Origin of the sequence: Vagococcus bubulae, from assembly GCF_003950315.1 — a bacterium.
Lineage (GTDB): Bacteria > Bacillota > Bacilli > Lactobacillales > Vagococcaceae > Vagococcus > Vagococcus bubulae.
In genome coordinates, this window is sequence record NZ_NGJT01000001.1 from 12,110 (window position 1) to 34,474 (window position 22,365).

Here is a 22,365-nt window from a genome sequence, read left to right on the forward strand (position 1 = left end):
TGTGACGCGTTTGAAATATGTTGGGTTTGTCACTGGATTTTTTTCTGTGTGACATCTGATGAATAGGGTATAAAAATAGTAAAAGAGGTTGTTTGTGTGAAAAAAATTACTATCTGTGTTCCAATGTATAATGAGGAAGAAAATCTAGCTGTACTATATGACAAGCTTGATTTACTATCTAAAGAGTATATTGGAAGTTACGAATTTGAATTTTTATTTGTCAACGATGGGAGTATGGATCAGTCACTATCCATTGTTAAAACGTTGTCTAAAGAAGATAGTCGAGTGAAATGTGTGGATTTATCTCGTAATTTTGGAAAAGAAATTGCGATGTTAGCAGGATTTGATTATGCAACTGGTGATGCTATTATCATTATGGATGCTGACTTACAACATCCTCCAAGTACGATTCCTAAAATGATAGTTGAATGGGAAAAAGGTTATCAAGATGTTTATGGTAAACGTGTTACACGTCACGGAGAGTCATTCTTTAAAAAGGCATTTTCAAAGATGTACTATAAAATACTGACTCGTTTTTCATCTGTACCAGTGATTCCAGCAGTGGGAGATTTTAGATTACTGGATAGAAAATGTATAGATAGCATTAAAAAAATTAGAGAAACACAACGATACACAAAAGGGATTTATATGTGGATTGGCTTTAAGAAAAAAGAAATCACATTTGAAGCAAATGAACGTTTTGCTGGAGAAACCAAATGGCAATTTAAATCATTGGTAAAACTAGCAATAGATGGCATTATTTCTGATTCGGTAGTACCACTTAGGTTGTCACTGTATTCAGGGGTTGCTATTGCGACTTTTTCATTTTTGTATTTGATTTATACCTTGATAACGACTTTAGTACATGGCAGTGCCACACCTGGTTATCCAACGTTGACTATCTTGTTGTTATTTTTGAGTGGAACGCAGTTGTTTTTTATGGGGATTATAGGAGAGTATATTGGAAAAATCTTTATCGAAGTGAAACGCCGTCCGCCTTATTTGGTCCAAGAATTTGTGACACAAGAGCAGACAGATAAAGATGACGAAATAAAAGAATAAAGAGATAAAAGGAAGTGTTAATTTGAAAGTAAATTATAAAAAAATAAGTCCAGTTATCAGTGTGATAGTCGTGTTAGCTGCTGCTTTTTTAATGTATAAACTAAATGCGTTAACGACATTGCGTTCAGATGATTTTAACTATCATTATTCGTTTGCAGATGGGACAAGATTGAGTAGCTTTATGGAAGTCGTTAAGTCACAAGCAGCACATTACAAAGTGATGAATGGTCGAATTCCGGCCCATTTTCTAATGCAGCTTTCAACTCTTTTTGGTAAATCTGTTTTTGATGTTGCCAATACGATTGTCTACATCTTTTTCATTTTATTAGTATTATATATGATTAAGAAGAGTTGGAAAGTCAATCCGTTAACATTTATGATAATTTTTGTCATTTTGTGGTTTTATTTGCCAGCGTTTGGTTCAACAGTGTTGTGGTGGGATGGTGCATTTAACTATTTATGGACAACGGTTATTTGTTTAATTGCTTTATTACCTTATCGAAACCCAAAACTCTATGATTATAAAGTGAATCAATTCATTTTTCCTATTATTGGTTTAATTGCTGGTTGGTGTAGTGAAACAACGTCTGCTGGTATTGTCTTTTTCCAATTCTGGTTTATCGTGTATTGGTTATACAATAAACGTAAACACGTGATTCCTTATGTGATTACGATGTTTGCTTCATTTGGTGGGTATTGCTTGATGACGTTTGCTCCTGGTCAAATGCAACGATTAAACCGTGTAAGTGGCGGAGAAATCCCTATTTTAAAAAACATGTATCACTTTATAGTTGCGATGGGAAGCCGTTATTATTTAGAAATAATCATTTTTATTCTATTATTAAGCATCTCTATTTTCTTACAACGCAATAAAGAATTAAATTATTTGGCCATATTATTCTTTGCAACAGCTATTCTTGCTTCTTGTACGTTGATTATGGCAGGGATTCAAATTATTAATGAACGAACTTATTTTGGGATTGAAACCATGATTGTTATCGCGATGGGGATTTTAGTCAAAAATATTTTTGCGGATCAATTATCTGTGTTCCAAAAAATGAATTTAGCTTATGTGATAATTCTAGTCCCATTGTTCTTAATCAATTATCGTGCAGCTTATGTGGATGTTCGACGTACATATAATGAATACAATAAGCGTGAAGTTTACATTGAGGAACAAAAGAAAAAAGGCGAGAAAGAATTAAATCTAAACGCCATTAATAGTACAAACGACCACAGTCCTTACTATTTAACACCTGACCTTAGTCCTAATCCAAATCATTGGCAAAACGTGACGAAGTCAAAATATTATGGCGTGGATAAAATTAATAAAGTCAATTAAAAAAAGTCCTTATTCGTTTTAAGCGAATAGGGACTTTTTGGCTGTTAGTCAACAAGATACACAGAAGAATCGAAATATTGTTCGATAAACTTAATTTGGTCATATATTTCTTCTGCTGTATAGGTTTCACCTGGAGACGAGATGACCCATTTGGTTTCAACATCGTCATGTCGTTTGACAATGGCGATGAGGACACCATCAAATGATTCAATCGGGGTTTGAACAGTTCGTGATAAAATATAGGCATCTTGTTCTTTCCCATCTCCTGCTATGATGTTTTTGACATAGCCATAGTTGATTGGATAAACAGTTCCAAATTCATTTTGATACCCAAGAGGTCTGTCTATCGTGACGTTTATTAAACGAGTCATAAATAACCTCCTTTTTCTTAAATTGTAATCCATATTTTAGGATTAAGCAATTCAAAAAGAAAAATAGAAAGAAATTATTCTAAGAATTTGCTATAATAGAAAAGGATTTGATCAGAAAGGGTGTTCGTACCAAATGACGCAAAAACATAATTTATTGGCAGGTCTAAATGACAAACAACAAGCTGCCGTTCAAACGACACAAGGGCCTTTACTTATCATGGCTGGTGCAGGTAGTGGGAAAACAAGAGTCTTAACTCATCGTGTCGCTTATTTAATCGATGAAAAAGGGGTTAATCCTTGGAATATTTTAGCTATCACCTTTACCAATAAAGCAGCCAAAGAGATGAAGGAACGTGTGGTGTCGATTCTTGGAACAGTTGGTGAAGATGTGTGGGTCTCAACTTTCCACTCAATGTGCGTCAGAATGTTACGACGTGACGCTGATTTGATTGGTTACAATCGCCAGTTCACGATACTGGATGCTAGTGACCAACAAACATTGATTAAACGGATTTTAAAAGAAGAAAATATTGATCCTAAAAAATATGATCCACGCAGTATTTTATCTCAGATTAGTCAGGCAAAAAACGAATTATTAACGCCTGAATTATATGAAGAACGCTACACAGGTTATTTTGAGCAAATTGTTGCAACGTGCTACAAAAGATACCAAAAAGAACTTCGCAACAATCAATCAATGGATTTTGATGATTTGATTATGTTAACGATTCGCTTGTTTAAAGAAAGTCCTGAAACCTTGTCTTATTATCAAAACAAATTTCAATACATTCACGTCGATGAGTACCAAGATACAAACCACGCACAATACACGTTGGTTAATTTACTTGCACAACGTTTTAATAATCTATGCGTGGTTGGGGATGCGGACCAAAGTATTTACGGATGGCGTGGAGCTGATATGCAAAATATTTTAGATTTTGAATCAGACTATCCTGATGCAAAAACGATTTTACTGGAACAAAACTATCGTTCAACGAAACATATTTTACAGGCAGCAAACAGTGTGATTAACCATAATCAAAACCGTAAGAAAAAAGAATTATGGACAGATAATCAATCAGGCGAAAAAATCGTGTATTATCGTGCAAATTCTGAACGAGAAGAAGTGCAGTACATTGTGACAACCATTCAACAGTTGAAGTTACAGGAACAGCGCTCATATGGCGATTTTTGTGTGCTATATCGAACAAATGCCATGTCACGTGTGATTGAGGATACGTTCTTAAAAGCCAATATTCCTTATAAAATGGTGGGCGGACATAAGTTCTACGACCGTAAAGAAATCAAAGACATTTTAGGTTACTTAAAAGTGATTTCAAATGAGATGGATTCGTTAAGTTTTGAGCGTGTGGTGAACAGTCCAAAACGAGGCATTGGTCCTGGAACGATTGAAAAAATCAGAGAATTTGCTGATATGCATGGTTGGTCATTACTTCAGGCAACCGTTGATATTGATTTAACCCCAATTACTGGTAAAGCGAAAAAAGAGCTAGGTAATTTTGGTCAGATGATTATGCAGTTAAGAAAAATGATTCCATTTCTAACGATTACAGAATTAGTCGAACAAGTTTTAGATAAAAGTGGCTACCAAGAAGATTTGGTGAAACAAAACTCACTTGAATCTCATTCACGTTTAGAAAACTTGGAAGAGTTTTTAACTGTTACAAAAGAATTTGATAAGCGTTACGAAGCAGGCGATTATGAAGATGAAAGTGAAAACGATGAAGACAAATTAGCGCTCTTTTTAAATGATTTGGCACTTGTGTCAGATATCGATTCACTAGAAGATGACCAAGGTCAAGTAACCTTTATGACACTTCATGCGGCTAAAGGACTTGAGTTTCCATATGTCTTTTTAGTTGGAATGGAAGAAAGTATTTTCCCATTATCACGAGCTGTTTTAGAAAGTGATGAATTAGAAGAAGAACGTCGTTTGGCTTACGTGGGGATTACCCGAGCGGAAAAACAATTATTCTTAACGAACGCATCGAGCCGTATGTTATATGGACGTACGCAATACAATCGTCCGTCACGCTTTTTAGAAGAAATTGATGAAGATGTGTTAGAAAAAGTTGGCGCAGTGCATAAAGTCGCTAGCCAAAAACCGATTGGGGAAAAATACCGTCGAGCAACGTATCAGCAGCCAACAACAACAGCTGTGACAGCGAAAAAACAAACGGGTGGCGAAAAAGCACCATGGCAACCAGGTGACAAAGTCGAACATAAAGCATGGGGTGTTGGAACGGTTGTGAAAGTGAGTGGTGACGCTAAAGATATGGAGTTAGACGTGGCATTTCCTTCTCAAGGAATTAAACGTTTATTAGCCGCTTTTGCACCAATTACAAAAGTAGATTAAAAAGAGGTGACCATTTTGGGGATTGATGACGCAACAAAACGTGTATCTGAATTAAGAGACACATTAAATGAATGGGCACGCGCTTATTATGTGAAAGATGCGCCACTAGTTAGTGACCATGAATATGATAAGTTATACAAAGAATTAGTAAGTTTAGAAGAACAGTTTCCAGAACTTGTGACAAGTGATTCTATCACGCAACGAGTGGGTGGAAAATTACTCGATGGGTTTCAAAAAGTTGAACACACGATACCCATGATGAGTTTAAGTAATGCCTTTAACGAGCAAGATTTGCGTGATTTTGATAAACGCGTGAGAAAAGGCACGAGCAAAGAAATTAGTTACATGGTTGAATTGAAAATTGACGGTTTAGCGATTAATTTGACCTATGCCAATGGGCAATTTATTCAAGGGGCAACACGTGGAGATGGTGTGGTTGGTGAAGACATCACGCAAAATTTACGTACCGTTCACTCGATTCCATTATCCTTACAAACTCCTGTGACGCTTGATGTGCGTGGTGAGTGTTATATGCCAAAAGAATCGTTTGTCAGATTAAATGACGAGCGTGATAAAAAAGGTGACAGTGTGTTTGCGAATCCACGTAATGCAGCGGCAGGTAGTTTAAGGCAATTGGATTCATCTGTCACAGCAAAACGTCAGTTGAGCACGTTTTTATATACGATTGCTAATCCTGAAGCGTTAGGATTAACGACTCAAACTGAAGCGTTAGATTACTTAGATAGTCTAGGATTTAAAACCAATCATCAACGTAAGCTTTGTCACTCAATTGATGAAGTTTGGCAATATATTGAAGAATTTAGCGATAAACGTCACTCCCTTGATTATGAAATTGATGGTATAGTGATTAAAGTGAATGATTTTGAAGCACAAAATGAATTAGGTTATACTGTAAAAGCACCTAAATGGGCGATTGCCTATAAATTTCCAGCTGAGGAAGTCCAAACCGTGTTACGTGAAATAGAATGGACCGTTGGACGAACTGGAGTGGTGACACCAACTGCAGTGATGGATCCGGTACAATTAGCTGGAACAACCGTTTCTCGAGCGAGTTTGCATAATTGTGATTTGATTACTGAAAAGGATATTCGGTTGCTTGATACAGTGGTGATTCACAAAGCTGGAGATATTATTCCTGAAGTCACACAAGTTGTGTTAGATAAACGAGCAGCTGATAGTCAGCCATATGACTTTCCGACACATTGTCCAACCTGTCATTCTGAATTGGAGCGTATTGAATCAGAAGTGGCATTGAGATGTTTAAATCCGGCTTGTCCGGCACAAATTAAAGAAGGACTAAATCATTTTGTGTCACGTAATGCCATGAACATTGATGGATTAGGCCCTCGTGTGTTAGAACAAATGTATGAAAAAGAACTTGTCAAACAAGCAGCAGACTTGTACTATTTAACGCAAGAGCAATTATTAACACTTGATAAAATTAAAGAAAAATCAGCAAACAATATTTTAGAAGCCATTGCAAACAGTAAAGGCAATTCATTAGAGCGGTTATTGTTTGGTTTAGGCATTCAACACGTTGGGTCAAAAGCTGCTAAAATTATTTCGAGTGAATTTAAAACAATTGATGGTATTATAGAAGCAAGTAAAGAAGACATTTTTGCAATTGATACAATTGGTCCTGTTATAGCTGACAGTATTGTTAAGTATTTTTCTATTTCTGAAACATTAGAACAAATCGACAAACTAAAACAGGCTGGTGTCAATATGACCTATCTTGGTGTGACAAAAGAAGAGATTACCTCTATTGAGTCACCATTTAAAGACAAAACCGTTGTTTTAACAGGGAGTCTAACCCAGTTTAAACGAACGGAAGCCAAACAAAAGATTGAGTCGTTAGGTGGTAAAGTGACCGGAAGTGTGTCGAAGAAAACAGATATCGTCGTTGCTGGTGAAGAAGCAGGCAGTAAATTAACCAAGGCTCAAGAATTAGGTATTGAAGTTTGGAGCGAACAACAAATGGTTGATGCCATAAATGCATCACATACAACAGAGTAAAAGGAGAATATTGATGGCAATTTCAAAAGAAGAAGTACAACACGTCGCAAAATTATCAAAATTGCGTTTTTCAGACAGTGAATTAGATGAGATGACAAAACATTTAGGGAAAGTCACAGATATGATGGCTAGTTTAAGCAACGTTGATACAACAGACGTTGCGTTTACTTCAAACGTGACGGAAGAAACCAATGTTTTTAGAGAAGATATTAGTGTGAAAGGCGAAAGTCGTGACGCGTTATTAAGTAATGTTCCTGAAACACAAGATGGTTACATTAAAGTACCGGCAATCATGGATAATGGGGAGGCAGGAGCATAATGACTGAGTTACAAACATTAACAGTAAAACAATTAAGTGAGGCACTGAATAAAAAAGAGTTAAGCTCACAAGAAATTGTAAAAAGTGGATTTGATTACATCAAACAAACTGAACCAACAATTGATGCATTTATCACGCTAAGCGAAGAAAAAGCCTTAGCAGAAGCAAAAAAAATTGATGACTCACCACGCAGCGAATTAACGCCACTAGCTGGTATTCCGATTGGGATTAAAGATAATATCGTGACACAAGACGTGTTAACAACAGCAGCAAGTAAAATGCTATATAACTTTAACCCAATCTATTCAGCAACAGCCGTTGAAAAATTAGAATCAGCAGGACTTGTATCTATGGGTAAATTAAACATGGACGAGTTTGCAATGGGTTCTTCAACTGAAACCTCTTATTTTAAACAAACTAAAAATGCGTGGGATCAAACAAAAGTACCAGGAGGCTCTTCTGGTGGATCAGCAGCAAGTGTGGCAGCTGGACAAGTTCCTGCTTCTTTAGGTAGTGATACAGGTGGAAGTATCCGCCAACCAGCCTCATTTAACGGCATTGTGGGGATGAAACCAACTTATGGACGTGTGTCTCGTTATGGGTTAATTGCTTTTTCATCAAGTTTAGACCAAATTGGGCCAATGACTCGTACGGTAGAAGACAATGCCATGATTTTAAATGCGATTTCTGGACATGATGCAAAAGACAGCACAAGTTCTCGTTGTGACACACCAGATTTTACTAATTTGATTGGTCAAGACATTAAAGGCATGAAAATTGGGGTACCGAAAGAATTTATGGGTGAGGGAGTTCATCCTGATATTCGTGACGCAGTGAAAAATGCCGTTAAAACGTTTGAAGCACTTGGCGCGACAGTAGACGAAGTTAGTTTGCCAAATGCGGTTTATGGCGTGGAAGTTTATTATATTATCGCTTCATCAGAAGCATCATCAAACTTACAACGTTTTGACGGGATTCGTTATGGTTATCGTTCTGAAAATGTGTCAAACTTAGAAGACGTGTATGTTAACTCACGTTCTGAAGGATTTGGTTCAGAGGTTAAACGTCGTATCATGCTTGGAACGTTCTCATTAAGTGCTGGATTCTATGATGCTTACTTTAGAAAAGCTGGTCAAGTTAGAACCTTGATTGTGAATGATTTTAAAAAAGTCTTTGAAAATTATGATTTGATTTTAGGACCTGTCTCACCAACTGTCGCATTTGAGTTTGGTGCAGCTAAAGATGATCCAATTACAGCATATATGCGTGATATTTTAACCATTCCAGTGAATTTAGCTGGTTTACCAGGAATGAGTGTTCCAGGAGGATTCTCTGAAGGATTACCGATTGGGATTCAATTGATTGGAAATCATTTTGACGAAGAAAAAATGTATCAAGCAGCCTATGCGTTTGAACAAGCAACCGATTTCCATAAAAAACAACCTGTTATTTTAGGAGGTAAAGCATAGTGAATTTTGAAACAGTCATTGGGTTAGAAGTCCATGTGGAATTAAAAACCGAATCAAAAATCTTTTCACCATCTGCCGCTCATTTTGGTGCAGACCCAAATACCAATACAAACGTGATTGATTTTTCAATGCCAGGTGTTTTACCTGTTTTAAATAGAGGTGCACTTGAATATGGTATGAAAGCCGCTTTAGCGCTTAACTGTAAAATCAACCATCACACAAATTTTGATAGAAAAAATTATTTTTATCCAGATAATCCAAAAGCTTACCAAATTTCTCAAGATGACAAACCAATTGGATACGATGGTTGGGTTGAGATTGAAGTAGAAGGCAAAAAGAAAAAAATCCGCATCGAACGTGTTCATTTAGAAGAAGATGCGGGTAAAAATATCCATGCAACAGATGGTTATTCCTATGTTGATTTAAATCGTCAAGGCACACCATTGATTGAGATTGTCTCTGAAGCAGATATGCGCTCACCTGAAGAAGCGTATGCTTATTTAGAAGCCATTCGCTCAATCATCCAATTTACTGGTGTGAGTGATGTGAAAATGGAAGAAGGTTCTATGCGTTGTGACGCTAATATTTCTCTAAGACCTTATGGCCAAGAAAAATTCGGCACAAAAGCAGAACTTAAAAACTTGAACTCACTAAACTATGTGAAACAAGGATTGGCTTTTGAAGAACAACGTCAAGCAAAAGTCTTAATGTCAGGTGGCATTATCCAACAAGAAACACGTCGTTATGATGAATCAACGAAAACAACGATTTTAATGCGTGTGAAAGAAGGGGCAAGTGATTATCGCTACTTCCCAGAACCTGATATTCCATCAATTGATATTAGTGAAGAATGGGTAGAAGAAATCAGAGAATCATTACCAGAGATGCCAGCAGACAGACGTATTCGTTATGTTAACGAGTTAGGGTTACCTGAATACGATGCGATGGTATTAACTCTATCAAGTGACATGTCAGACTTCTTTGATGCAACAGTCAATAACGGAGCAGATGCGAAACAAGCCTCTAACTGGTTAATGGGTGAAGTGTCAGCTTACTTAAATAGCGAGCATTTAGACTTACTTGAAACAAAATTAACACCAGAAAACCTTGCTGGTATGATTAACTTAATTGCTGATGGAACAATTAGTTCTAAAATTGCGAAAAAAGTGTTTAAAGAGTTAATCGAAAACGGTGGCGACGCTAAAGAAGTCGTTGAAGCAAAAGGATTAGTCCAATTATCTGATCCCGCACAATTATTACCGATGATTAATGAGGTATTAGATAAAAATGAACAGTCAATCGAAGACTTTAAAAATGGAAAAGATCGTGCCGTTGGTTTCTTAGTCGGTCAAATTATGAAAGCAACAAAAGGAAAAGCAAATCCAGGAGTCGTTAACAAATTACTAAATGAGGAATTATTGAAACGTTAAACAAGTTCAATAGTAAGGAGCAAGTTAAATGAGAGCAAGATTAATTTATAATCCAACATCTGGAAAAGAATTGTTAAAACGAAATTTAGCAGATATTTTAATGGTACTTGAAAAAGCTGGATATGAAGCCAGTGCGTTTGCGACAACACCTGAGCCTTTTTCTGCCAAAAAAGAGGCCGCTAGAGCTGCAAATGCAGGATTTGATTTGATTATCGCAGCGGGAGGAGATGGCACGATTAATGAAGTCATTAATGGGATTGCCCCTCTTGAAAAACGACCTAAATTAGCGATTATCCCTGGTGGTACAACAAATGACTTTGCTCGTGCGTTGCAAATTCCACGTGATAATGTGGTGAAAGCAGCAGAGGTTATTTTAAAAAATCAGACCATTAAATCAGATATTGGAAAAGCTGGAAACACTTATTTTATGAATATTGCAGCAGGTGGTTACTTGACTGAATTAACTTACGAAGTACCATCTCATCTAAAAAGTGTTTTTGGCTATCTTGCCTATTTAGCAAAAGGAGCAGAGATGTTACCGCGAGTGAAACCTATTAAAATGCGTCTGAAATATGACGATGGTGAGTTCGACGGGAAAGCATCGATGTTCTTCTTAGGGCTAACCAATTCAGTTGGTGGCTTTGAACAAATTGTTCCCGATGCTCAATTAGATGATGGAAAATTTTCGCTTATTATTGTTAAAACAGCCAATGTATTAGAAATTATGCATTTGGTGGCTTTAATGCTAAATGGCGGAAAACACATTGATGACCCTAGAATTGAATACATTAAAACGTCTAAGTTATATGCTGAAGCATTTGATGATGATTACCGCATGATGATTAACTTAGATGGTGAATATGGTGGTGATGCACCAATGGAATTTATCAATTACAAACAACACATAGAAATTTATGCTAATTTGGATGCAATACCTGACTCGGCTATTTCAATTGAAGAAGAAGAAGCGTCTGATCGATTTATCGAACAAGTCGAACAACTCACTCAAGAAGACATTAATGAAGATGGCAATATTTTTGGCAATAAAGAGTAGTACGTGCACTGTTTAAAATAGAAAGAGGATTTTATGAAAAAAGAAAAAATCGAAGCACCAGTGAAAAAGAATGAGCGTTTAGTTGTTGATATTATTGATATGACGTATGATGGACGAGGCGTGGCAAAAGTGGATGGTTTCCCTATTTTTGTTGAAGAGGGCATTACAGGAGAGCGAGTAAAAATTCATGTGATGAAAGTCATGAAAAAATTTGCGTTTGCAAAAATTATGACATGGGAAACAACAAGTGAAAACCGTGTCGAAGCGGTGGAAAAGGATTTAATTCGTACAGGAATTGCTCCACTACACCATATGAGCTACAATGCACAATTAGATTTTAAGAAAAATCAAGTGACTCAAGCGATGAAACGAATTGGTGGTTTTGACGAATTAAATGTTGCGGACGTTTTAGGAATGGAACATCCATTTGCTTACCGAAATAAAGCTCAAATCCCAGTACGTATGATTGGTGCTGAAATTGAACTTGGATTCTTTAGAAAAAATAGTCATGATTTAATTGTGGTTGAAGACTTTTTAATTCAAGATAAAATGATTGATGAAATTTTATTATTCTTGAAAGAAAGATTAAGAAAATACTCAATTAAACCATATGATGAAAGCCAACATTCAGGACATCTGAAAAGTATCGTGATTCGCAAAGGACATTACTCAAATGAAGTGATGGTAACTTTTGTGACACGTAAAAAGAAAATTTTCTATTTACATGATATTGTGACTGAACTTGTGGCAGCTTATCCAAACGTCGTATCTGTCATGCAAAATATCCAACCAAACGTGACAAACAAAGTCTTAGATGAACGTTTGAGCGTTTTATACGGTAAAGATAGCATTAGTGACGAGTTATTAGGTAAGACATATCATATCTCTGCTCAATCATTCTACCAAGTAAACACAGAACAAGCTGAAAATCTTTATAAAAAAGCCATTGAGTTAGCTGATTTGAAAGAAGATGACGTGGTTCTTGATGCCTATTGTGGTATCGGAACAATTGGGCTGAGCATGGCTAACAAAGTGAAAAAAGTGTATGGTGTTGAAATCGTGCCAGAAGCGATTGAAGATGCGATTCATAACGCTGAAATCAATGACATCACAAATGTTGAATTTAAAGCAGGAGCTGCTGATAAAGTTCTAAAAAATTGGACAGCAGATGGCATTAAGTTTGATGTGATTGTCGTTGACCCACCAAGAAAAGGATTAACAGAAGACTTTATCAAACAATCAGTTGAACTAGAACCTGAAAAAATTGTTTATATTTCTTGTGACCCAAGTACGATGGCACGTGATATGAAATTATTTGCTAGTCTAGGCTATACAACTGATACCGTTTATCCAGTCGATATGTTCCCACAAACAACGCATATTGAGTGTGTAGGACTGCTCACTCGTGTGGAACGTTGATATAATAAGGTTTGAGCTGCTATGGATAATTCTGTAGTAGCTCTTTTTTTGGCGTAAAAAAGACAATTTAAGGGCTACCCATAGAGTTGACAGAAATGCTTTTAAGCTTTGAGTTGACAGGTTTTACACCGTAGAGTTGACAGCTTAGATGATTTTGATAACGGTTACGTTATATAATATATTATCGAACTTTCAAGGGAGACATGATCATGAAGTAGATTTTTATTTTTTCAGATACACAGAAAGACAATATTTCATATTTTGAGCGTGAGCCTGCAATTTTGGTTTCGATGAGTCGAAGTGACTTTCCATATTTGAAAAAACAGGATTTCGTAAATTATCCAGCTGTTTATGTTTTGATAGGAGGGAACAAACGATATGTTGGACAGGCTACCGGGCAATCAATCTCACTTCGGCTATCGCAACATTTTCTCAAAGAAGACAAAGCTTGGGTTGAATCTGTTTTGTTCTTTGCAAGATCTGATGGCAAAATGTCAAAAGCAGTTACTGATTATCTTGAAAGAAGACTTATCCAAGATTTCCAAGAAAAATCCGATTACGAAATGATGAACTCGACGACTGGGAACAGTTCGTACATCGATAAACTTCAAAAAGCTAAATCAGATCAATTATATGGTACAGTGTTTGAAATTATTGATGAGATTGCAAACATAGATTTACTTGGTACTTCTGAAGACAGTTAACGTCTCAGCTTTTGGTTTTAGTTCATCGTTGATTGCTGCATCAAGCGATTTATTTCTTGTTTTAAGCTCATCAAGCTGTTCCATTAGCTCTTGCAGTTCAACTTCGGTATCATGAGATTCTTCCGTCAAATCTGATAATTGAGAGAGCAATGAATGCAATTCTGACCTAGCAGTATCGATGTAGGCTGTTTGAACAGGTTTACTTAGTTCGCCATTACAGAATGGACAGTTGTGTGAAGCATCATATTTATTATGATCTGCGGGGCAAGCAAGGTTGTGTTCAAACAACAGAAGGAAACGTGGTTCATTATGGCTTTATTGAAAAATTCATCGAGGAGCTTGGTGAGAAATACAATATTCGTGAGATTATCTTTGACCATTGGGGAGCAATTCAAATGGTTCATAACTTAGAAGGTATGGTTTTCGTTGTTGTTCCGTTTGGTCAGGGCTTCCAAGAAATGAGACCGGCTACTAAAGAGTTGATGAAGTTGACATTTGAGCAGAAGTTAGCACATGGTGGTCATCCAGTTCTTCGTTGGAATATGGATAATATCTTCGTACGACCTGACCCTGCGGATAATATAAAAGCAGATAAAGAAAAATTTACTGAAAAGATTGATGGTGCCATTGCGATAATTATGGCTCTTGATCGAGCAATTCGTTGTGGAAATGATAATGGTGCAAGTGTTTATGATGATCGAGGTTTGCTATTTCTTTGAACCTATTTGTAGCGTATAATTAGACTAAATGAGACGTAGGAAGGTATAAATATTGAAACTAAATGAGTTTATTAAATTAGCACAAAAAAATCAGCAAAGTGCTATTACATATGACCTAAAAAGTGATGTGGGTTGTTTGGCTAAGGGAATATATAAAATTATTTTTGATTTTTACAACAAGGACAATTTCACAGGAGATGTAATCTTTTCATGGCGTTCTCCATCTCTCGTTAGGGATGGTGAGTTTATTGGGAAAAGGATAGACCCAAAATATAATGGAATCGAAAATAATCATTTCATAGGGAATCTATTTCCAAACTTTTTCACTGACAAGAAATATAGTTTAAATACTAATCGAAATGGCATGATGGGCGATTTTCCACATGATTATTTCGACATCTTTTTGACTCATGTAGCGAAATATGGTTATGGTAAAAATGATATTCCTATTGAAGTAAAGGAATACTATCCACTTAAAAGGGCAATTTTAGATCCTAGAAATCAAGAGTTTTTCAAGTCGTTCGATACCTTTGAAAATTATCTAACCAAGAATTATTTTACGCAAATTTGGGAATACATTTGTGATAAGAATAATACACCATTCTCGGATATGAAATTTGAACAATATAGAGAAGAATCATTAAAATTAATCAAAAGTCGTGGAAAGCAAATGATTCGAAAATTAATTAAATAGTTTTGGGGCATCTAAAAATCATAGGTGCTTTTTTGATACCCAAATTTGAAAGGAGCAATCAATGGGCATCAATACTGGAAAAACAAAAAATATATTGTTGATGGACTTAATCTCGAACAATACAAAATTAACCGACTAACTGAAATTATGCTTGAATTCGTAAGCTTCAGTGACTGGGCTTATTCGGAAAATGATGGAAAATACTCCAAAGAAAAAGCTGCAACTAATAAATTTATAACTGGTCGTGATAAGAAAGTAGAGAAATCGAGTATTTTTGTTGCTGGGGTTGGATTTGGATGGAATTTCAATAAAGCGTATGGCGGGAGTCAGATGCGACCTAATGGGTATATTAATGACTATGCAAATAACATTGTGTATGATCGCACCAATGAAAAAGACAAAAAGCTAAGGGGCGAAGTTTTTACTGGTAGTGGTCGTGAAAACTACAAGACCGAGAACTTGATTGAAATCAAAGTAGGGGAAACATCACCATCCTTACAACAAATCGAAGAAATAGTTAAAGATTACTGGCACTATAAAGAAACTGAGAAAAATAAAAAATCTGCTGAAAAAGTACCAGCAAATCCTGGTTGGAATAAAATTCTTTTCGGTCCTCCGGGCACTGGCAAGACGTATAGCATCAAACAATACATGGAAGGAAGCTATTCTACTGGCTATGAAAAATGATGGCTATCGTTCATTGAAAATTAAACAAATTCTAGAACTAGATTGGTTACAGCAGTACGTTAAAACTAAAACGTGTAAAAGTGCTATAGTAGGAAGATACTAAGTAGACAGTCAACACATATTGAGTGTGTGACAGTGTTGACGAAATAAAATAATAGGTATTTATAACGTTTTAAGCAATTCGTAGATACTACGGATTGCTTTTTTGTGTATGAAGGGGCTATTTATCGATTATTTTGGATTTTTGTCAAATTTTAAAGTAATGTCAAATTTATCATCTTTTTTAATTGCTTAATGTTATAAGGCTGTTTATCGAGAAACTTCTTATTTTCATGTTGAGAAATTATTTTATCTTCGTAACTAGCGTGTGACTAAAATTCGTCTACTATTTGTATACATTGAAAAAACTGCTATTAGTGAAATTAAATAGTAATCAAGATGCTATGGACATTGGTGAGCAGATAATTTAGCTGAAGGAACAAAAGCAAAATAAAGAATAGAGGTACAAAGTGAAGGGAATTCTTTTTATGTTTTAGTTTAAATAATACTCGTACTATTATTTAATTTCTGAAGATTGTATAATGATATTAGCAAAGGAAGGTGGAGTCTGAGAATGGATAATAAGATTGAAAGAATGCGAGGTTATTCTGCTTTAGCTTCATGGGCTGTTTGGGAAAGTAATCGAGCTGATGGGGAATTCAAAAATGAAGCAGATTTAGTTGAAGACATTGATTTTTCTATATATGAAGACCAATTAAAAAAATCAAATACTATTTTTGTAGCCATGAATCCTGGTGGAGAGTTTGATGAAGAAAAGGCAAAGTTAGCAACTAGAAAAATAGAAAATAAAGAAAGACCATGGAATAATTTTCACAATGTAGGACGAAGTAGAGATTACTTGCTCGCTCAGGCAATTAAAGGTACTCCTGAATACGGGTCTTATATGACTGACTTTTTTCCAATTGTAGGGAGTAATAGCTCTACAATTACTAAATTTATTAATTCTATAGATAACAAAGAATTATTAGAAAGACTTATATTAGAATTTGATGAAGAAATTTCGTTGTTACTTCCAAAAGAAAAAGAGATCAGATTACTTTGTATAGGAAAAAAGCCATATGAGTGGTCAGAAAAATTCCTGATAAATTCAAAACTTAAACTGAAAAAAACATATAAGATTTTCTATATTCCTCATTATTCTGGTGCAAATAATGGTGGAATTAAGAATGAGGCTGAAAAACTAGGTGTTGAAAATTATTATCCTACAGTAGTAAAGACAATCTTAAAAAAAATTCGTGATGAACAATAACGAAAACAGTTAGTGTTGGCTCATAACGAAATTCGTATAGCTAATAAGATGGGAAAACCTAGGAAATAATGACTAGGGAAATGAGTGTTTAATAAATACTAAAGTGACGTTATTAAGCGGTATTAAGAAAAAACCAACGCAAATATGGGCGAAATAAATAATAGGTATTTATAAAGTCTTGAGCAATTCGTAGTTTCTACGGATTGCTTTTTGTGTATAAAGGGGATAATTATCAATTATTCTTGGTCAGAACGAACACATTAAAAAAGCCAAAGTATCAAAACAAGTTAATGCTTTGGCTTTAGTTTAAATTGTTTGTGAAAAAAGGGGGGATACTACTTTTGACGACGAAATACAGTAATTAGGCTAGTGATGGATGACATCATTAATCCTAAAATAACTAGTTTATTTTCTTTAGCCTCGCTAGTTTTAGGTAAAAGTTTTTTTGACGTATTATTGGTTGAAGGAAGGATTGCATCTTTTGTTGTTGTATTAGTATCATCAGTTTTTCCGTTACCAATATTTTGATTGTTTACGACATTATTTTCATCATTTTTCTCTACATCATTATCATCTTTTGTATCATCTATGATAGAATCATCGGAAATTCGCTCATATACATAGGTGACATTGATATTTTCATTACCAAATTTCCCGCGTTCATTATCAGGAACAGAAACTAAACGATAACCATTAATTTCAATTGGATGAGTTTGATAATCTTCACCAACAATGCCAGTCTCGACAATTGACTCTGCAATAGATTGCCCATTTTCATCAACAAACAATGTTGTAATTTGACCATATTCAATAGAAGGAGGTATCGTTTCATCTTTTTGATAAACATAAGTGACGGTAATATCTCCATTAATAAACTGCCCTATCTCATTATTAGGAACAGAGATAAGGGTGTATCCTTCGATGTCAATTGGACTTGTTTGATAGGTTTCTCCTACAATGCCAGTTTCAACAATCGGTTTAGAGATGGAGTTTCCATTCTCATCAACAAACAATGTTGTGACTTGTCCGTATTCAATAGAAGGAGGTATTGTTTCATCTTTTTGATAAACATAAGTGACGGTAATATTCCCATTGATAAATTGTCCTATCTCATTATTCGGAACAGAGATAAGTGTGTATCCTTCGATATCAATCGGACTTGTTTGATAATTTGTTCCTATAATCCCAGTGTCCACGACAGGAGCAGCAATAGAATTCCCATCTTCATCAACGAAGAATGTTGTGACTTGTCCATATTCATTTATAGGAGGCGTGACATCATTTGCTTTATAAATGTAGGTAACAGTAATTGTTCCATCAATAAATTGTCCATATTCATTATTAGGAACGGAGATAAGAGTATATCCATCAATCTCAATTGGGTAAGTTTGATAGTCTGTTCCGACAATCCCAGTGTCCACGACAGGAGCAGCAATAGAATGTCCGTTTTCGTCCACGAAAACAGTTGTGACTTGTCCGTATTCAACAGAAGGAGGCGTGACAACATCTTTTTTGTAAACATAGGTCACGGTGATATTTTCATTACTAAATTTCCCAGTTTTATTATTAGGGACAGAAGTAAGGGTATATCCTTCGATATCAATCGGACTTGTTTGATAGTCTGTCCCTACAACCCCATTATCAACAACAGGAGCAGCAATAGAATTTCCATTTTCATCAATGAATAAAGTAGTGACTTTACCATACTGAATAGCAGGTGGTGGTGTCACACTATCTTTTTTATATGTCACATTAAATGTCTGAGCATCACAATTGAATGTTCCCTCAATCGTTTTATCAGATTGATTTTTTAAAGAGTAGCCAGGAATAGCAGGGGATTTCTCAGAAAAAGGAGTTCCTTTTGCTTGATAAGGCAATGTGTTTGTTTGTAGAATATTTCCTTCTTCGTCTTGATAGTTAATAGTGATACTGTTATCAACAATCGTTACATCTAAATCTTTTGTAACCGTCGTTTCACCTGTTTCACTTGTAACTGAATAGTTTACTTGATATGTTCCTGGTGTATTGTAATCAACTTGAGTTGAATCAATGGTAATATCACTTGTTTTTCCAGTAAAATCAGATGGCCACCATTGAGATTGAAAATCAAGACTAGAACTAGCTCCATCTTTATAGTTAGGAGGAGTATCACCTACACATAATTTTTTTTCTGGCGGAAGATTTAGTTGAAGATTTTCCTTAGCAAAGGAGATACCATTAATATTTGGTTGTACTGTAATGATTGTTGGATCAGATTTATAATAAACTTCTGTTTTAAAGCTGAGATTTGTTTCAATATCATAATCTAGGTTATTGACCTTTAAACCAAAAACAAATAAATCTTCGGAGTTAACAGTTTGTGCAATTTGACTAATATCAATTTCATAGGTATAAACATTTTGGCTCTCTTGAGTTAGAGTAATAGCAGTTGTTGGATACTGATAATGATCTGCTTCTCTAAACAACGTTACATCGTTCCAATCAATTGTTCCAGGTCCATTCAAGGTAAACGTATACTTTATTTTTGATAAATCAGTACGGTTAGCAAATGTACTATAGTCGATTCGACATAAGGGTTGGAATACCGCTTTTTTGGTATTTCGTTTAAGAATAAAGGGTGTGCTGTCCCAAACAATTGATTCCTCATTTAATTCATCGATTTCATCTTCATATCCTGGAAATACAGTTTTAGAAAACCAAGCAGTAGAAGGTGCTATCTCAGTTGATAGAGATTCACCAGATCGAAAAGAGGGAGAGTTATTATTTATTAAAGTCGTATTTAAAGGTAAAGTGTCTTTGATAAAAGGGCTATTATGATTAAGTTGTTGGCTTGTTTTTGAATGCACGATAAGTGAACCACCAGATGCGGCACTACATAAAAAAATTAATAAGACAGTCGCTTTATTAATTCTCCTCATAATTAATACCTCCTTTTTTGAATATATTTCAAATTGAGTTAAATTATAAATTAATCAAGATAAAAAGTAAACGAATAGGTGTTTATTTTAATCGTTTAGTAATGATGAATGATAATTTTCTCAACACATATCATTATAAGATATTCTGTAGATAAAAGATACGTTTTTTAGAGGAAAAAATAGGATAATGTAAAGTTTATAAAAATATGTAGAATACATTTTTACATTATATTTCAATTATATTTAGTCATTATAATAAGGTCATCAAAAGGAGGACATGACAATGAAGAATATAATTGAAATAAAAGATGTGTCAAAACAGTTTAAACATCAAGTTGTTTTAGATAATCTGTCATTAACAATAGAGGAAGGAGGAGTGTATGGTTTATTGGGACCAAATGGGGCAGGAAAGTCAACGCTACTAAAAATGATCACCCAAGTTATCAAACCAGATTCCGGCATAATTTATTTTAAGTCAAAGCCAATCAAACAAAGCGACTTACTACAGATAGGAGCGATTATTGAAAATCCTGCTATCTATCCTAATTTAACTGCTTATGAAAATTTAGAGGTTTTGGTCACATTATTAAATATTAGTAAAACACGAATTAAGGAAGTCTTATCCATTGTTTCGTTAGATAATACAGGGAAAAAATTAGCAAAAGATTTTTCTTTTGGAATGAAGCAACGTTTAGGGATTGCTATGGCGTTAATCAATCATCCAAAATTATTGATTTTAGATGAACCGACAAATGGACTTGATCCTGTTGGAATACAAGAGTTAAGGGAATTAATAAAGCTATTTTCTAGTCAAGGAATCACGGTCATCTTATCAAGTCATTTATTAAGTGAAGTGCAACAGGTTGCTGATAAAGTAGGGATTATCAATCATGGACGATTGCGTTATGAAGGAAAAAATGATCCAACTGATACTCATCTTGAAGAATTATTTATGGAAATTATTAAACAGGATGGTAGAGAAAATGATGAAGTATATTAAAGCAGAGGGCATCAAAGAAAAACGTTCTGCCAATGTGACACTGATGAATCTTGTGCCTATCATTGTGGTAGTATTTAATCTTCTAATGGTTAATCTAATGGGCATCGCACCACCAGGTAAAAGTTACATCATGGCAACATCATTTAATTGGTATCCAATTCTGATTTTACCAGTTATCCTCAGTTTATTGGTTGTCAACAGTTGTAGTAAAGAAACAACCGCACATATTATTAGACAAAAAAGTTTAGGGCTAAGTAAAAGTAAGATGCTACTAGCAAAAAATGCCATCGTGCTAGGAGAACTTTTGTTGATGTTAATAATTTCTTCTATACTTATAGATGGAGTAGGAACCTTTATTTTTCATGAAATGATTCAAATTAAGACCTTAGTTATGGCAACTATTATTCTTTTTATTGGAAGTTTGCCAGTGATTGGTCTGTCATTTTTATTTATAGAACTATTACATAAAAAAATTATCGTCATTTTGATTAACTTTTTATTGGTTTTTCCATCACCTATTATGGCAGTGACATCAAAGTGGGTGTTTTTTCCATGCTCATATAGTTTACGTATGTTAGCACCTATTATTGGTATTCATCCCAATGGCACATTTTTGGCGGAGCATCACCCCTTGATGAATAGAGAGTCAATTTATATAGGCATCATTTTAAGTTTGTGTGTTTATGTGCTAAGTCTTATATTACTAACTATCGTGTCGAGGAGGAAAAACAATGATTAAATCATACTGGATTAGAAGTAAAAGGACTCCAGTGAGAGTGTTAATGATACTAGCCCCCATATTATATTCGGTTATCATTTGTGTGTTTTTTTCTGTTTCTAAAACATTAAAAGGACAAGAGGTACTCTCATTTTTTGCCATGCTGTCCATTATCGCTAGTTTTTCCTTGAGTGTGCTTGTTCCGATGGTTTATGATTCAGATAAATTGGCTAGTTTCTATGCCAATGATTTACGAATTGGTATCAACAGACGGCGATTATTTTTAACAAGATTTGTATTGATAAAGCTTATTTGTGTGGTTGTTGTTTTAATAGCAGTGAGTCTATTGGCTATTTTTTTATTAGTTACGGATAAATTATTTCATCGTACCGAGTTCATTCTATTAACCATCACTCTACTAATCACTTTAATGCCAATGATTGTGGTTTATCAATATGTATCACTACGATTTTCTTATTCTGGTAGCGTCATAATGGGGTGTTTGACTACATTAGCAGCCATTTTACTTGGGACAACTCATTTGGGTGACAATATTTGCCAGTTTTTGCCTTTTACATGGCCGATAAAACTTACCTTTGATGTAGGAAAAGAAATGATTCCTTTTCATGTGCTCAGTCTATTTTGGATGGGCTCTGTTTTAATAACGTCAATTCTTCTCTACCTATTGTCGCTTTGGTATAATAATTGGGATGGTGTGACACGATTGGAGGAATAA

18 protein-coding genes and 2 pseudogenes are annotated in these 22,365 nt (G+C 35.0%); 17 read left to right on the top strand and 3 right to left on the bottom strand.

Annotation, left to right across the window (positions count from 1 at the left end; genetic code table 11):
• Positions 1-96: 96 nt before the first annotated feature.
• Both CBF36_RS00040 and CBF36_RS00045 read left to right on the top strand, forming a co-directional pair.
• Positions 97-1,062, top strand: coding sequence for a glycosyltransferase family 2 protein (locus CBF36_RS00040; protein ID WP_125955506.1), 966 nt, complete (start codon positions 97-99; stop codon positions 1,060-1,062).
• A gap of 22 nt (positions 1,063-1,084) precedes the next feature.
• A complete protein-coding gene (locus tag CBF36_RS00045; protein WP_125955508.1) occupies positions 1,085-2,404 on the top strand; it encodes a DUF3329 domain-containing protein in 1,320 nt (439 codons plus the stop codon).
• Between the two features lie 44 nt (positions 2,405-2,448).
• Here CBF36_RS00045 and CBF36_RS00050 read toward each other — a convergent pair whose 3' ends face one another.
• Complete coding sequence (locus tag CBF36_RS00050) at positions 2,449-2,775, bottom strand: inorganic diphosphatase (RefSeq protein ID WP_207854427.1); 327 nt, start codon at positions 2,773-2,775, stop codon at positions 2,449-2,451.
• 133 nt (positions 2,776-2,908) lie between these two features.
• Here CBF36_RS00050 and pcrA point away from each other — a divergent pair, with 133 nt between their 5' ends.
• The 8 genes and pseudogenes from pcrA to CBF36_RS00090 all read left to right on the top strand — a co-directional run.
• Positions 2,909-5,152 carry a DNA helicase PcrA gene (pcrA, locus tag CBF36_RS00055; protein WP_125955511.1) on the top strand — a complete coding sequence of 748 codons (2,244 nt, stop codon included), beginning with the start codon at positions 2,909-2,911 and terminating at the stop codon, positions 5,150-5,152.
• Between the two features lie 6 nt (positions 5,153-5,158).
• Positions 5,159-7,189 (top strand): NAD-dependent DNA ligase LigA, encoded by a 2,031-nt coding sequence (ligA, locus tag CBF36_RS00060; protein ID WP_333502250.1) that lies wholly within the window; start codon positions 5,159-5,161, stop codon positions 7,187-7,189.
• Between the two features lie 13 nt (positions 7,190-7,202).
• The gene (gene gatC, locus CBF36_RS00065; protein ID WP_125955515.1) at positions 7,203-7,508 is read left to right on the top strand and encodes an Asp-tRNA(Asn)/Glu-tRNA(Gln) amidotransferase subunit GatC; all 306 of its coding nucleotides are present in this window, start codon (positions 7,203-7,205) and stop codon (positions 7,506-7,508) included.
• Positions 7,508-8,977, top strand: a complete 1,470-nt coding sequence (gene gatA, locus CBF36_RS00070; RefSeq protein ID WP_125955517.1) for an Asp-tRNA(Asn)/Glu-tRNA(Gln) amidotransferase subunit GatA — start codon at positions 7,508-7,510, stop codon at positions 8,975-8,977. The genes gatC and gatA overlap by 1 nt, the downstream gene beginning before the upstream one ends.
• Positions 8,977-10,407 (top strand): Asp-tRNA(Asn)/Glu-tRNA(Gln) amidotransferase subunit GatB, encoded by a 1,431-nt coding sequence (gene gatB / locus CBF36_RS00075; protein WP_125955519.1) that lies wholly within the window; start codon positions 8,977-8,979, stop codon positions 10,405-10,407. Before gatA ends, gatB begins: the two co-directional genes overlap by 1 nt.
• A gap of 28 nt (positions 10,408-10,435) precedes the next feature.
• A complete protein-coding gene (locus CBF36_RS00080; RefSeq protein WP_125955521.1) occupies positions 10,436-11,461 on the top strand; it encodes a diacylglycerol kinase in 1,026 nt (341 codons plus the stop codon).
• 33 nt (positions 11,462-11,494) lie between these two features.
• Entirely contained in the window at positions 11,495-12,880 is a 1,386-nt protein-coding gene (rlmD, locus tag CBF36_RS00085) for a 23S rRNA (uracil(1939)-C(5))-methyltransferase RlmD (protein ID WP_125955523.1), read from the top strand.
• 218 nt (positions 12,881-13,098) lie between these two features.
• Positions 13,099-13,581, top strand: a pseudogene (locus tag CBF36_RS00090) (GIY-YIG nuclease family protein); the annotation flags it as partial.
• Here the strand turns inward: CBF36_RS00090 and CBF36_RS12395 are convergent.
• The gene (locus CBF36_RS12395; protein ID WP_243637941.1) at positions 13,558-13,734 is read right to left on the bottom strand and encodes a hypothetical protein; all 177 of its coding nucleotides are present in this window, start codon (positions 13,732-13,734) and stop codon (positions 13,558-13,560) included. The pseudogene CBF36_RS00090 and the gene CBF36_RS12395 overlap by 24 nt on opposite strands.
• 86 nt (positions 13,735-13,820) lie before the next feature.
• On the opposite strand from CBF36_RS12395, the pseudogene CBF36_RS00100 reads away from it, so the two are divergent.
• From CBF36_RS00100 to CBF36_RS00115, 4 genes and pseudogenes are all read left to right on the top strand, one after another.
• A pseudogene (locus CBF36_RS00100) lies at positions 13,821-14,303 on the top strand (terminase TerL endonuclease subunit); the annotation flags it as partial.
• A gap of 52 nt (positions 14,304-14,355) precedes the next feature.
• The gene (locus CBF36_RS00105; protein ID WP_165865338.1) at positions 14,356-14,997 is read left to right on the top strand and encodes a hypothetical protein; all 642 of its coding nucleotides are present in this window, start codon (positions 14,356-14,358) and stop codon (positions 14,995-14,997) included.
• A gap of 45 nt (positions 14,998-15,042) precedes the next feature.
• Positions 15,043-15,684 carry a hypothetical protein gene (locus CBF36_RS00110; protein ID WP_125955525.1) on the top strand — a complete coding sequence of 214 codons (642 nt, stop codon included), beginning with the start codon at positions 15,043-15,045 and terminating at the stop codon, positions 15,682-15,684.
• A 613-nt stretch (positions 15,685-16,297) separates the two neighbouring features.
• Positions 16,298-16,993 (top strand): hypothetical protein, encoded by a 696-nt coding sequence (locus CBF36_RS00115; RefSeq protein WP_125955527.1) that lies wholly within the window; start codon positions 16,298-16,300, stop codon positions 16,991-16,993.
• 335 nt (positions 16,994-17,328) lie between these two features.
• Here the strand turns inward: CBF36_RS00115 and CBF36_RS00120 are convergent, their stop codons facing one another.
• The gene (locus CBF36_RS00120; RefSeq protein WP_125955529.1) at positions 17,329-19,911 is read right to left on the bottom strand and encodes a MucBP domain-containing protein; all 2,583 of its coding nucleotides are present in this window, start codon (positions 19,909-19,911) and stop codon (positions 17,329-17,331) included.
• Positions 19,912-20,194: 283 nt separating this feature from the next.
• On the opposite strand from CBF36_RS00120, the gene CBF36_RS00125 reads away from it, so the two are divergent.
• Genes CBF36_RS00125 through CBF36_RS00135 form a run of 3 tightly spaced genes read left to right on the top strand, consistent with a single transcriptional unit; the run spans position 20,195 to position 22,365 of the window.
• Positions 20,195-20,911, top strand: a complete 717-nt coding sequence (locus tag CBF36_RS00125; RefSeq protein ID WP_125955531.1) for a lantibiotic protection ABC transporter ATP-binding subunit — start codon at positions 20,195-20,197, stop codon at positions 20,909-20,911.
• The gene (locus CBF36_RS00130) at positions 20,895-21,650 is read left to right on the top strand and encodes a lantibiotic immunity ABC transporter MutE/EpiE family permease subunit (RefSeq protein WP_125955533.1); all 756 of its coding nucleotides are present in this window, start codon (positions 20,895-20,897) and stop codon (positions 21,648-21,650) included. Before CBF36_RS00125 ends, CBF36_RS00130 begins: the two co-directional genes overlap by 17 nt.
• The gene (locus CBF36_RS00135) at positions 21,643-22,365 is read left to right on the top strand and encodes an ABC-2 family transporter permease (RefSeq protein ID WP_125955535.1); all 723 of its coding nucleotides are present in this window, start codon (positions 21,643-21,645) and stop codon (positions 22,363-22,365) included. The genes CBF36_RS00130 and CBF36_RS00135 overlap by 8 nt, the downstream gene beginning before the upstream one ends.